The organism is Clostridium sardiniense, from assembly GCF_050584765.1.
Taxonomy (GTDB): Bacteria; Bacillota; Clostridia; order Clostridiales; family Clostridiaceae; genus Clostridium; species Clostridium sardiniense_A.
Map to the genome: position 1 here is coordinate 1,336,695 of NZ_JBNOOR010000001.1, position 13,955 is coordinate 1,350,649.

General features: G+C 28.6%; 12 protein-coding genes. 2 read left to right on the forward strand and 10 right to left on the reverse strand.

The window, feature by feature from the left end; genetic code table 11:
• The first annotated feature begins 185 nt into the window (after window positions 1–185).
• Window positions 186–653 carry a CPBP family glutamic-type intramembrane protease gene (locus ACQPUW_RS06535; RefSeq protein WP_430836660.1) on the forward strand — a complete coding sequence of 156 codons (468 nt, stop codon included), beginning with the start codon at window positions 186–188 and terminating at the stop codon, window positions 651–653.
• Between the two features lie 38 nt (window positions 654–691).
• A complete protein-coding gene (locus tag ACQPUW_RS06540) occupies window positions 692–1,129 on the forward strand; it encodes a hypothetical protein (protein ID WP_430836661.1) in 438 nt (145 codons plus the stop codon).
• A 75-nt stretch (window positions 1,130–1,204) separates the two neighbouring features.
• On the opposite strand, the gene ACQPUW_RS06545 is transcribed toward ACQPUW_RS06540, so the two are convergent.
• The 10 genes from ACQPUW_RS06545 to ACQPUW_RS06590 all read right to left on the reverse strand — a co-directional run bounded on the left by ACQPUW_RS06545 (window position 1,205) and on the right by ACQPUW_RS06590 (window position 13,760).
• Window positions 1,205–2,164 (reverse strand): GH25 family lysozyme, encoded by a 960-nt coding sequence (locus ACQPUW_RS06545; protein WP_430836662.1) that lies wholly within the window; start codon window positions 2,162–2,164, stop codon window positions 1,205–1,207.
• Window positions 2,165–2,230: 66 nt separating this feature from the next.
• Complete coding sequence (locus ACQPUW_RS06550; RefSeq protein WP_430836663.1) at window positions 2,231–2,722, reverse strand: cobalt ABC transporter permease; 492 nt, start codon at window positions 2,720–2,722, stop codon at window positions 2,231–2,233.
• A 20-nt stretch (window positions 2,723–2,742) separates the two neighbouring features.
• On the reverse strand, window positions 2,743–3,036 hold the full coding sequence (locus tag ACQPUW_RS06555; protein WP_430836664.1) for a hypothetical protein: 294 nt from the start codon (window positions 3,034–3,036) through the stop codon (window positions 2,743–2,745).
• Between the two features lie 54 nt (window positions 3,037–3,090).
• On the reverse strand, window positions 3,091–8,472 hold the full coding sequence (locus tag ACQPUW_RS06560; protein WP_430836665.1) for a phage tail protein: 5,382 nt from the start codon (window positions 8,470–8,472) through the stop codon (window positions 3,091–3,093).
• 35 nt (window positions 8,473–8,507) lie between these two features.
• A complete protein-coding gene (locus tag ACQPUW_RS06565; protein ID WP_430836666.1) occupies window positions 8,508–8,888 on the reverse strand; it encodes a hypothetical protein in 381 nt (126 codons plus the stop codon).
• A gap of 60 nt (window positions 8,889–8,948) precedes the next feature.
• On the reverse strand, window positions 8,949–9,200 hold the full coding sequence (locus ACQPUW_RS06570; RefSeq protein WP_430836667.1) for a hypothetical protein: 252 nt from the start codon (window positions 9,198–9,200) through the stop codon (window positions 8,949–8,951).
• An 18-nt stretch (window positions 9,201–9,218) separates the two neighbouring features.
• Window positions 9,219–9,368 carry a hypothetical protein gene (locus ACQPUW_RS06575; RefSeq protein WP_430836668.1) on the reverse strand — a complete coding sequence of 50 codons (150 nt, stop codon included), beginning with the start codon at window positions 9,366–9,368 and terminating at the stop codon, window positions 9,219–9,221.
• A 16-nt stretch (window positions 9,369–9,384) separates the two neighbouring features.
• A complete protein-coding gene (locus tag ACQPUW_RS06580) occupies window positions 9,385–9,987 on the reverse strand; it encodes a hypothetical protein (RefSeq protein ID WP_430836669.1) in 603 nt (200 codons plus the stop codon).
• Window positions 9,988–10,072: 85 nt separating this feature from the next.
• Window positions 10,073–10,771, reverse strand: coding sequence for a phage distal tail protein (locus ACQPUW_RS06585; RefSeq protein ID WP_430836670.1), 699 nt, complete (start codon window positions 10,769–10,771; stop codon window positions 10,073–10,075).
• Between the two features lie 4 nt (window positions 10,772–10,775).
• Complete coding sequence (locus ACQPUW_RS06590) at window positions 10,776–13,760, reverse strand: phage tail tape measure protein (RefSeq protein WP_430836671.1); 2,985 nt, start codon at window positions 13,758–13,760, stop codon at window positions 10,776–10,778.
• Between the last annotated feature and the right edge of the window lie 195 nt (window positions 13,761–13,955).

Here is a 13,955-nt window from a genome sequence, read left to right on the forward strand (position 1 = left end):
TCGACAATAATTGCTATGAGTATTTTTTTATAAGTTATTATTTTAATTTAGTTTTAATTTATATTAATCGAAAATGTGGATATTATGCCCCTTACAGTTCTTTTTATTTTAGAATATGTAAACAAAATATAAATGTAAATTTTTATCAGTTTATATATAATTAGTTACGTTGGGGGGTGACTAATTTGAGCAAGTTTGAAACATTTAAGGATAGAATAAATGAATTATCTGATTTTAAGTTTATTTTATTATCTGTGCTATTATGTGAGATATCAGATTCAATACTTATATTTATTCTTAATCTTTTTAATATTACAGATTCTATGATAAGTGGACCAAATATTAATGAATATTCTTTTTTATTTATTGTTTCTAATATTATAATTTTAGGTCCATTATTTGAAACAGGACTTTTAATTTTAATAATAAGAATACTTAGGAAATTTATAAAAGATGATCTTTTAAATTGGTTAATTGTATCTTTAATTTTTGCAGGACTACATAATTATAGTATTTATTATATTTTAATTATAGTTCCAACAGCATTTATTTTTAATTATGCTTATATATTTTATAAAAGCAAGACATTATCTATTTATTGGGTAATGGCAATTATACATATGATGTGCAATTTAATAGCCTTTATATATTAATAAAATTTAACTAATAGAATATAAAAGGGAGGTGTTTTATGAAGTTTTTTACTAATAGAGAGTATTTTGTTTTATTAGGTATTTTTATTATAATAGTAGCTACTTTATCAATTTATTATTATTCTAATGCTCGATTCATTAAAAGTGACTTTGATGGGATAAGTACTTTATCTACTAAACCAATAATAGAAAATAATAAAACCATTGGAGAATATAAAGTAGGATATTTTCATCCTAATAAAATTACTAAAGAAAGTTTATTAAAGTTTTTCAAAAATGAATGTTATGTTAAAGGTAGCTCTTATGTTTTGTTAATTAATAAAGATGATAAAGAAAGGGGGATCTTTTTCCCAGGAATTTATGCAGGTTTCTCCTATGGAAAAATAACTTATTATGAGTATATTGAAAGTGTAGAGGGACTATGCTCAATTGATGCAGATAAAAATACTATTACATATAAAAAAGAAAGTATTTAAAAAAGAACGTATTGGTACATATAATAAATGAAAAAGAGCTGTAAGGAGATTAATTCCTACAGCTCTTTTTAAAATTTATTTACTATATAAAGCTTTCCATGTATTCTTACCAACTATTCCATCTACATCTAAGCATTTATTTCTTTGTAGATTTTTTATAGCTATAGTTGTTCCTGGTCCAAAACATCCATCAGCCCCTCCGTGAGCATTTAAACTTGTGTATCCTCTATTTAATAACCTTTGTTGTATGAGTTTAGTTATGTTTCCTCTTGCCCCTTCTCTTACAGTAATACAAGCGTTTAAAGTATCATCTCCAAAATATCCATCAACTTTTAATCCTTTATTAAATTGTCCATTTAATTCTCTTTGAATAGCTCTAACTTCTTCTCCATTTATACTTACTTCCCATAAATCTTTTTTATCTGATATAGAAGGTTTTTGAACTGGTATTGATTCAGGATTAATAAGTACCTCTTCTGTGAAGTTATTTAAATCTACTCTAGTTTTAACTCCTGGAGTTGCTCCATCTTCTGTATATTGATGTCCAATAACCTTAAATCCTGTTTCCATAGGTGTATTAACTCCGTAATGGGCTATCCAACCAGGATAGTTCTTAACTCTGCTATCTAAATTATCTCTTCCAAAATATCCACCTGTATAGATCATACAATCATATCTACTTAGTCTTTTAAATTCTTCTAAAAACTCTATGCATCTATCTGATATTTGAGTTCTAGTTCTTCCTTGATTATTAGTTTCAATATCTAGACAAGGTAATACATTAAACTTTTTATCTTTTATAGCATTCCAAAAGTCTTTAGCTTGTTGAGTAGGTGAAGTTTTTTCACTCATAAAGTGATAGAAGCCAATTACTAACCCTGTATTTTTAACTCCATTATAGTGTTGTTCAAATAGTGGATCTATATATTCTACCCCTTCAGTAGCTTTTATAATTACTACATCTATTCCACCTCGTTTAACCTTATTGAAGTCTACTGTTCCATTATGCATTGATATATCTATTCCTTTTAGCATTTTACATCTCTCCTTTATTATTAATAACTATTTAAAATATAATTTTGTAAACTAAAAGAGCAAAGATTATTCTCCTTGCTCCACTGGTACAACTTGTGAAATTTGATTTAACTTATTTTTAAGCTCTATATTTTCTTGCTTTAAAGCATTATTCTTAGTAACTAATTCTGTAGCTTGTTGCTTTAAGTTATCTTCATTAAGTAATACCTTACCCTTATTGATTTCACCGGCTATAGCTTGTCTTAACATTTTCACCTGATCATCAGTTAAGTATGGTATCTTTTCTAGTAATAACCTATCAAAGGCATCCGCTTTAGATTTTACTAACTCCTTTATATTATCTGTAATTCTGTATTTTTCTTCTACGATATTCCATACCTGTTTCGCAGTTTCTATTTCTTCAACGTGTTTATCTAGCTGTAATTTTTGTTCTACAGCATCTTTTTTCTTTGCAATATATTCTATAGCAACATCTCCAACACTTTTTATAATAGCTACTAGAATTCCTACAACTCCTATAGCTACAGCTCCTAGTATTGGGTCTAAAATTTTATCCATAATTGATTCCTTCTTTCTTCTTATTTTATATTTTCTTCTAATGTATCAAGTCTGTGGTGTGCTGATTTAGTACTTTCTTTAAGTTTAGTTATATCTATTACAATATCTTGTATCTTTCTATCTTGAGCCTTTATATCAAGTCTTATATCATCTACCCCCTTACTAATATAATCAAGCTTTACAATAGTAGTTGTATCTTTTTGAGTTTCATCTTTAATATCTTTATTTTCATTTCTTTTATATCCTAGAAAACCTACTACTATTCCAAATAAGGTTCCTCCTATTCCTACTAATACAGTAATATCTACATTCATAACATTCTGTCCTCACCTTCCTAAATTAAATTTATATAACAAAAAAGACTAGAATTAACTAGCCTTTTCCATTGTTTCTAATCTATCTCTTTCATATCCTTTTTGTTTTGCTGTTATGGTCCAATCGAATAATGTGTTTGGTGTTCCCCTAACTTTAAAGTATTTTTCAGTTTTTTCTACTACCCTTACATATGTTAACTTACCATTACTAGCAAATTCACCTATAGGAGTTACATCTATTTTATATTTATATCTTGTATTTACAGTTGATAAAAACTTATTATCAAACCAAATAATGCAATCTCCGTTATTATCTGTTCTATTCTGCTCTATCCCTATATCTGTAAACCAACATTCTGTAGATTCTACCGCATTTAGTGTTAAATCTCCATATACAGTATCTACTATTCTATTCTTAGAACCTCTAACACTTAAACTTCCTTGTACCCTTATATTTACTCCATTTCCTGTGTATATATCTGGAGAACCAGCATCAGCCCAGAGATATGAACCTCCATTGCCATTTCCAAGTCTAAATCCATCTGGGAAGAATTCAGCATAATAACCAAGTTCATTCCATTTACGAAAACACGTTTTATCTGAACCTAAAAGTGCTGTACACCTTTTAGTATCTGTATCAAAAATACTAACTCCATGTTTTGCTAATATACTAAATTCCCCATTAACATTTTCATAAAAACTATTTCCTTTATTACCATTAAGAAACACCTGATTACAATTTAAAGAAATATCTTCATAAAAAGTTATTGGGCATACATGTCCAACAACGTTATACTTATCAAAGTCTATATAAGAATGATATGTGTCTTCTGAGCTATAAACTACAGTAAATACAGCATTTTTTTCATGTCCTATAGCTAATCCTGGCTTTTTAGAATCTGAATTAACCCTTACAGAATAAATTGTCCCAACATTATCATGTCTTCCTCCACCTTCCCAATCATAAAAATCTATTGAATTCTTTTGTATTTCTATTGCTTTTAATCCTGTAACATTAGAAAAAGTTGTTATACCATTAAGCTCTATTTTACTAGCATTAATCTTCACACTTTCTGCTGATTGATTAATTTCAGATATTATAGATCCTTTATCTGTCTTTTTATTTACTTCTGTTTTTATACCATTTAATCCAATATTTAAACTAGATAATTGACTTTGCATAGAACTTACTATGCTTCCATCTGCTTTAGTAGTAAGAATACTTTGAATAGAATTTACACTAGCATTTATATTATTTGTTTTTTGTGTTAATGTACTTTCTACTGTATTTATTTTCTCTGTTACTGTAGTTATATTATCCTTAATTTCTTGATTGATATCTTCTGGAGCTGGTGTCCAATCAGTAGGCTTAGTACCGCTTTCTACTTTAAATTTTCTATATCTGAGCTGACCAACAAAATAATCCATTCTTACAGCAATGACATTAATAAATTTATCTGGTGGTATTGATATTTTCATAGTTCTATATGATTTATCGCTTGGCTGTGAAGCTACATTAAATTCATCACTTACTCTAACCCAATAATTTCCACTTGTTTGCAACCAAAATTGTCCTTTAGCTCCGCTACTTACTTCATATTCAAAAGATATTGTTATATCTTTATTCAATATATCTGATTGAGTAATATCTCCCCAATTAATACATTGATTTTCTCTATTTTCACCATTAATTGTTCTCCATTCATATGATGTTCCTTTGGCATAATTCCTTCCACCAATCTGAATATTATTAACTGTTTTATCTATATCACTTTGACTAACTTTAGTAGATATTTGCCCTTTTAAAATATTAATACTACTTTCTGCATTAGCTACTCTTGTATTTACTGTTGTTATTTGAGTATTAGTATAAGTCTTTGCATTATTAAAAACTTCATTTGATTTACTTATAGCTATAGCATCTGCATGAGAATTAGCTGAATTTATTGCTTGTTGTTTAGCATCCAATATATTATTTTTAGTATCTTCTATATCTAACTTCCAATCAGTGTTAATATTACCCTCTTCTAATTGTATAAGACCTATTTGTATTAAATAACCATTAGCACTAGGAGCACCTTCATGTGAAAATACTAACCTTATATTTTTAAATTCAGAGTTTATAGTTCTAAATACATAGCTTCTTCTTTCTAATGAAACATACCCTGAAAAGTTAAATATACAATCTGCTTTAATTTTATTATTATTCTCTCCCCAATATTCAATCCAACAGTATAGGTGTTTTACATTAGGTTCTTCTCCAAATAATAATGATAATGTATATTCTGTGTTAGGCTTTATAAAAGTTGAACTGATTTCTTGCCATATACCCCCGCCTTTTACAGCACCTAAATAAGCTACTCCATTTTTATTGTAATAAGTATTTCCTTGCTGTCCAAAAACTGATATATCCCCCCAGTAATTCCAATGAGATATATTTGATGATCCAGGTACTAAATCAGGAAAATTACTATATCTAACATAATTTCTTGAACCAACTTTTAAATTATCAATTTTATTAGTAGTGTTAGTTAAATTAGTTGTTATAGTTTGTGTTGTACTATTTAAGCTATTTACACTAGCTTGTAAACTATCCTTAGCTTGAACTAATTTAGTAGATACATCATTTATTCTATCTGTAACTACTTTAATACTATCTACTATAGCTTTATTTATATCTTTAGGGCATGGCGACCAGTCCGTTACCTTATTTCCTAATTCACCTTTTACATTTCTTATTTCAAAATTCATAGTTTTTCCAGTATTATTAATTATCCCAAAGTTACTTGCTTCATATAAGTCTACAAATTTAGTATTTTGGCTACTTGTATTCTCCCAATATGACCAGCATTTTATCCATTTATTAGCTGTTAAATTCTTAGTAGAAGTAGCTCTCTTTCCTACATTATCATTATCGTTACCACTCCAAGATGAGCCACTTATAGCATAGTTATTAACATCTACATTCCAAGTACAATCAACTGGAACTTTTATCTCGAAAGATAATATAAATCCTTGACCATAGGGAACTCTAGTATTTACATTAGTTATTATTAAACCTGCTCCCCATACTGTACCTAAACCGCTTTGAGAAGATAATGACCAAGTATTTGTATTAGCATTGTAAGAACCTGAACAATCTATTTTAGATATATCATTTATACTTATTAAATTTGTTCCACCTATTTTAATTTCTTGAATACTCCTATTAATATCAGCTTGAGATACTTTAGTATTTATCTGCTCTTTTAATATATTAATTTCACTTTTAGCTTTACTTAAATTACTATTAGTTGTTGTTATTTGAGATGTAGTAAATGTCTTAGCACTATTTAAAGCATTATTAGCCTTATTAGTAGCATCTGTACTAGCATTATTAATTGCTTCTTGTTTCTTTGTATCTGCATATGATTTAACATTATTCAAACTTGTATTTATTTTCCCTATTAAGTCTGAATTTATATTATTAATATTACTGTTTATAGTATTAGTAGATTGAGTAAATGTTTGATTATCTACTTTTAACTTAATAGCTTTATCTAAAGCTTGTATTGTAGTTTTTTGAGTAGATAACTCTTTCCCATGCTCTGTAATAGTATTCTTTTGTGTAGATAACTCTATATCTAAAGTTCTATCCCCTATTTGTACTCTAGTACCTTTAATAGTTTCTTTAGCCCCATTTACCTCTCTAATAACGCTATTTATATCTAATTTATTACCAGCTATATTAGCATTATCAGCTACTTTATTATTATTTATAGCACCATCTGTAATACCTGCGCTGTGCACACCTTCACTATCAAACATTACTGTCTTGCAATCTTTTGCTCTTATGAGCAACCCATAATCTGTTGTATTGTCTTGTTTTCTATATTCCCCTAAAATAACTCTATTAATATTATCTCTATTAACTAATATTTGATTACCTACAATTTGAATAGATCCATTAGAACTAATTATTCTAAATTTACTTGTACTTATATCTCCAGCTTCTAACTTATTTACACTTAAAGAACTTATTTGAGCATCTCCTATAGCTCCGTTAGCTATTATTCCACTCCCAGCAGTTATTGCATTTGCATGAAAATTCTTTGCTGTAAGATTGCCAGCGAGCTGATTTTCTACACTAAGCGTTTTACCTTCTAGAATTCCAACCCTTTCTACTGCTACATTAAGCTCATTTACATCAGCTTTTCCAATTAAAGCATGTTGTAGTTTAGATTCTAAAGCATTTAATTGCGCTGTATCTACTTTTGTAAGTATAGCTTGACCAGCTTTTAATAAAGCTACATTTAAATCTTGTATATCACCTTTTATAACATGGATTTCAGCAGCTTCTATTACATTAGCTTTAAAGTTATCTATTTTATCACTACTTATTCCACCATTTTCAAATGCTTCACCGTCTAAAGTCCCATTGTCTAAAGTAACATTATCTACGGTATCAGAAGTATCTTGGAACTGTTTTTGTATATTCTCAAAACTTAATATAGTATTAGCCAATTCTACTGTATCTTTATTATGATTTTGTGGATATTCTATTGTTTTAACTATTCTTTGCTTATCTTTAATTTTATTATCTCTAGAAATAAGACTTATAGTATCTCCTAATTTATAATCTAAAACTTTATATTTTTTATTTATTTTTGCTAGATTAATAATTTCAGCTTCATAAGATCTATAAGGCTTACTTATTTCTTTAAGTTTAGCTTCTGCATCTTCTTTAAGATTTTCTACTATAGTATATCTATCATCTTTCCAAAATATAGTTTTAACCTTATTAGAATACTGGTAGTTTTCCACATAATTTTTTCCATTATTTATAGATTCTATAGTAAATCCATCTTTTCCAATTGGTATTATTCTTGTAGCATAATCATAACTATTACCCTGTATTTGTAAAGTCCTTAAATTTAAGCTATCTATAAAATAAGTTCCTTTATCTTCTCCAAGATGCTCATATACTTTTATAATTTTATTTAAAGTATCAAATTCAATATCAACTCTATAAGTTTTTTTAATTTCTTGAACTATCTCTAAAGAACTACAATCAGTTTTTCTTACTGTTCTTTTCTTTTTTATAGTATTATCTGCTACAGTCCAACCAGTTCCAACTATAGCAAGATTTAAAGCTGCAGTTATAGTTTGTTCCACACTTTCATATCTATCAAAAGGCTTTCCTTCTAATTCTTCTAAATTTAATTCACATACAAAGCTAGTATAATTTCCTTGCGGAGAACTTTCTTTAATAATAAATTCATTCGTTTTAGTTTTTATATAACATTCTTCTACTATAGAATAATAATTTTTAGCATTTTTAGGATATAAAAAAGAAAGTGTCTTATTACCAGTTTCTAATACACTTTCTATACATAAATCTTTATATTCTATTAATCCAGCTATTTTAGTTTTATTTAAACTTAATAATTGTAACAAACATTAACCTCCTTCCTTAAAAGATTAATATTTTTCTATTCTTCTATCATAAAATCGATACACATTAGTTCATTTGGTGCCATATCGTAGCTCCTAAGTTCTTCTAATCTAAAGGTATGCACATCAATTTCAACTTCAATATCTTGTAGATCCTTCATATCCTTATTCCATTTATCCATTTTCTCAGGATCTATAGAATAATTACCATCTTCTATTTTTAGATTACCTTCTTCATCCTTTAAGCAACATTCTTTTAATATTTTTTCCCTCTCCTTATTGTAATCTTTTAATTCTCTATCTACTTTACTTATATTTTTAGCAATAGCATAAGAAACTTTAACTGGTAATTTTCTATTACTTAATTCTCCTAACATACCTACTTTATCTAATATTTCTCTATTTTTTAATTTTGCCATCTTTAAATCCTTCTTTCTTTTATTTAATATAAAAAGGGCTTAATAATTTAAGCCCTTAAACTAAAATACAAAACAATTTAATTTTTTACTTTCTTCTGTAGCTGATGCTCTAAATTTTTGTACTTCTGCTGCTACTAATTGACTGTTTGATAAAAATAATTCTTGATTAGTTACATAAGTTTGAATATTTGTAACTCCATTTTCTTTTAAAGAACAATTCATATTTAAGACTGGTTGTCCTTTTACAGCTACATTTCCAGTTAAAGTTAAAGATTTTTCTATTTCGCTTGTTACTTTTATTTCATCTGACATTTAAAATTCCTTCTTTCTTTATTTTTGTATTAAAAAAGAGCCTACTGTTGTAAGCTCTTTTGTTAATGTTGTGATATTTACCACACATGTATTATTGCAATTCACTTGATTTTTTAATTTGTATATATCTGCTTTGGTTCTAATTAAATCCTTAATCTTTTTATTCATAAACAATATCCTTCCTTTATTTTTCTATTGATACAAACCTTATATTATCATTAATACTATTATCACTCTTAACACCATCAGCTATTACTCTTGCAAATATAAGAGTAAAGTTTTTTATAGATATTTTTGGGTCTTTTAAAAATTCCTGTTTAATATTTAATTTATGATCACATTTTCCACTTTCCATTACTACTAACGTTGGATCCATGCTATCTAAATTAAGTTCATTTATTTCAAGTGTATCTTGATAAAAAAATGTACTAAATTTAAGTTCTCTATTAAATTTCCCACCTACAATAATATAAGCATTTGCTTTTCTATACTTCGTGTCAGCTTCTACTTGTTCTACAACACTTTTAAACTGAGATTTTATTAAATTAAAAACCTCCTTATAAGTTAAATTCAATATATCATCTTTTGAGAATGTATCATCAAATAAATGCTTTGTTATTATTTTACAATATGTAGAATCTCCACAAAAACCTATAATTACATTATCATTTATTTTATATACCTTTTTATAATTCTCGCTCAATATATCTCCATCTTGATTTGTACATCTTTGTTCTCCCGCAAATAAAATAAATTCTTTATTTCCTACACCCATAACTAAACTCATATAATCCTCCTAAAAAACTTTTTAAGAATATTATACACTTAGTTACATTTTTCACCAAATGAATACTTTAAATTATTAATTATCTTTATATATATCTTGGTTTATATTTTATTACTATATCGCAATTATTTTTACTTAATGTTATGGTATTAGATCCTGGCAATACAAAAGGGAACTCCCAAAAGTCGGTATCTAAATACTTGTTATTTCCTTCTTCTAAAACAGTTCCCTCTTCTCCATTGAATATTATTTTTTTACCTTTTTTTAAATTTTTTATTCTTATAGGATCATTGGCCACCCCTTGTATATTTAATTCAATTAAATCAGTACTTGGTGTAATTTCTACTACACATGGAGTAACTGAATTCCCTTTTACATTAATTGATTTTGATAATATTCTATTAATCGTTTCTGTTACTTCCTCACCTACCTCATAAGCTGAAAACTTTAAATTTAATTTATATCTATCTTTTCGTATTGTTTTTTCTGTTTCATGTTCTGTTAAATACGATACATATTTATTTCTATATCCATCTAAATCTAAAATACACTTATTTTTCATCAAACTTAAAATATTACTAATATTATTTAAAATATCATCTCTACCTTTACCTCTTAAATATAAAACTATAGAAATAGGTTTATATCTAATTTTAGTATCTAGGTATATAGGAGTTAAAGATTTATCTAGCCAATCATTTTCAACTTCGATTGAGCTTGCTTGCATATCTACAGTTAATTGTTTAGCATTAAACTTTGATATATCAATATTATTTATTTTCATCTGATTATCTCCTTCTCTTAGAAGCTAATGCTAATTTATTGTTTACTTTACTAAATGTATAGTTACTTATTTCTTCACTATCAAGATAATTTTTTATTATATAAACCTCTTTTTTATCTGTTTTAATTTTAGATTGAATTACTTTTCTAACGCTATTAGTGACTAATCTATCTAACTTAGAAAGTGGAATTACTGCTTCATGTTCCTTACCTTCTCCAACTAAAGCCATCGTAGCCTTAGTTACAATTCCCCCTTCTGCTAACATAGGTATACTAGGAAGATTTATACCAAAATGAGAACCTCCGATACCTGGAACCCATGAAGGCACATCGAATCCAATTCCGTTTATAGATGATATTACCCAGTTGATACCTGAAATAGCTGCATTGATTGGTGCTTTAATAACTCCTCCTATCATTCCAAATATGCTACTTACTATATCACTCAAGCCTTGGAATGCTTCTCGCCAGTTTCCTGTAAATACACCTTTGAAGAATGTTATTACGCCATTGAATACTCCTTTAACTCCATCCCATATAGCTTTTACAGTTCCAAAGAAACTATTTAATGGAACACCTAGTATTCCTAGTGTTTGTGTCCAATCAGTATTAAATGCACCTTTAAAGAAGTTTGCAAATCCTTGAAATACTGATTTTATTCCATTCCATACAGTTTGCACTCCATTTCTAAACCATTCACATTTATTATAAAGAACTACAAATGTAGCACCTAGGCCAACTAATAATCCTATGATTAAAACTATTGGATTTAATGACATAACTAAATTAAGTGCGGCTTGTGCTCCAGCCATTAAATTTGTTGCTACTGTACTTGCTGCAAGTGCAACTTTTTGTAATAGTAACTTAGCAGTATTAAAAGCAAGTTTTGCTCCTGAGATAGTTAATTGAACTATCATTTTCATTAAGCTTAAAGTAAATTTTGCTGTAGCTTTCGCTCCATTTAATAAACCTTTACTTAATGTTGTAATCCCTTTTGCAGCAAGTTTTGCTCCTTTAGTAATACCACTCCAACCTATAGAACCTATCTTTTTACTAAATGAAACTACTTTCTTACCTCCATTAACGCATGAAGTTGCAAATCCTTTAAATCCTTGAATTGCCTTCTTTGTTCCTCCTGGAATACTTTTGATAAATTTAATATTTTCCTTTACACCTTTAGTTAATTTACTAAAGCCACTTAAAGTTAAATTGGTTGCCACAAATAAGCCACCAAATATTGCAATAGTCTTTTTAGTTCCATCGCTTAATCCATTAAAAGCACCAGCAACTTTTGCAAGGCCCATTGAAGCTAAAGAAATAAATGGAGCAAATGCATCTCCTAAACCTATCATTGCAATTTGTCCTTGATTTAAAGCGCCTTTAAGCTTGTATTGAGTTGTATTAGCAATTTTATCATATGCTTCATTTAGTGCATTTGAATTTGTATCCATCTGTTGCATTGATTGATTATAGATATTCATTCCATTTTCACTTGTCATCATAAGAATTGAGTTAAGGCCTTCGACACTTCCGAACATTGTAGCCATAGCACTTACTGGAGAATCTGACATTTTAGCCAACATGTCTAATTCATCTTTAAAGCTCTTTACATCTTTTTTGGCTTGTTTATATTCTTTTGAATTTGTTTTACCAGCTTTCTCTAAGTCACCCATCTTTTTAGATGCTTTTTCCATAGCATTCATAGCATCTTTTAAAGCTGGACTTGCACCCTCCAAACCTTTCTTTAAATCTTGAAGAAATGGCATCCAGCCCTTAGATTTTAATTCACTTACGTTAAATTTAATTCCAAGTTCGTCTGCTGCATCTGCCGCTTCCTTAGAAGGTTTTATTATATTTGACATAGCTGCTTTTAATGCTGTTACTGATTCTGCAGTTGCTAGACCTTGTGAAGTAGTCGAAGCTAATGAAGAAAATAATTCTTGTGTTGAAATATTTAACTGTGATGAAATAGGGGTAACTTTACCTACTGATGAAGCAAGTTCACCAAAGGTTGTTTTACCTAAGTTTTGAGTTATAAGCATTTGATTTGCTATTTTATCAGCTTCACTTGCTTTAATTCCGTAACTATTAAGAACAGTTGTTAATCCGTCAACTGCCGTTGCAGTATCAGTGAAACCTCCGACGGCTGCCTTTGTTGCAGTTCCCATGAAGTTTACTGCATCACTTGTATCAACACTTGCAGACAACGCTTCATATAAACCTTCACTCATTTCCGTAGCACTTTTACCAGTATCACTACTTAGTTGTAATACACCCTTTCTTAAATCGTCCATAGAAACTTTTGATGTATCTGCTATAGTGCTTACTTTAGCCATTCCATCCTCGAAATCCATTGCCATCTTACCTGATGCTACACCAACTCCAATTATCCCAGCACTTACTGGCTTCATTTTATCTGATATTTTACCAGCTTTTTCTCCAGCCTTCGCAAACTTATCTCCCATTTTTTCTAAAGCTTTATTATTATCTTCAATAGCTCTTTTAGTTTTAAGAACTGCTTTTTCAGATTCTGAAAGTTTCACTCTTTGCTGGTCCATTCTTTTATTTGATCCATCAATAGCCCTTTCATTTTTAGCATACTGCTCTTTTAATTCTTTTAACTTATTATCAAGCTCTTTTACTTCCTTTGAGCCTTTACCATAAGTTTGTACTGCATCTTTTTGTTTCTTTTCGGTATCAGCTATCTTTTGGGCCAGTTGTTCATTAGCATTTTTATATCCAATAATCTCTTTATTTATCTGTCTTATAGCTTCTCTAGACATAGAAACTATGGTATTTTGAGCTTTTAGTTTGTTGGACAACTCACCCTGTTTTGCTTTCAACTGATCTGTTGAGGTTCCAAATAATCTAGCTTTCTCACTAGCTAATGAAAATTGCGATTGAGTAACTTTAAGTTGATTTACAACTTCTTTCATTTGTCTTTGAAAATCAGAACTATTAGCTCCAATTTTTATATTAGCACCTGCCATATATTCACCCCCTTGCTATTCATCTTCAAATTCTTCTGAATCAGAATTTTCTTCCTGTCTTCTATTAATTAAATAATCTAAATAGTCCAGGTACCCGAACCAATCCATTTCCTCACAATCCTTAAAGCTCATTAACTGCTTTTGTATTGCAAAGTCATATATCCCAAAAAGTATGTCTACATATTTACGCTCAAA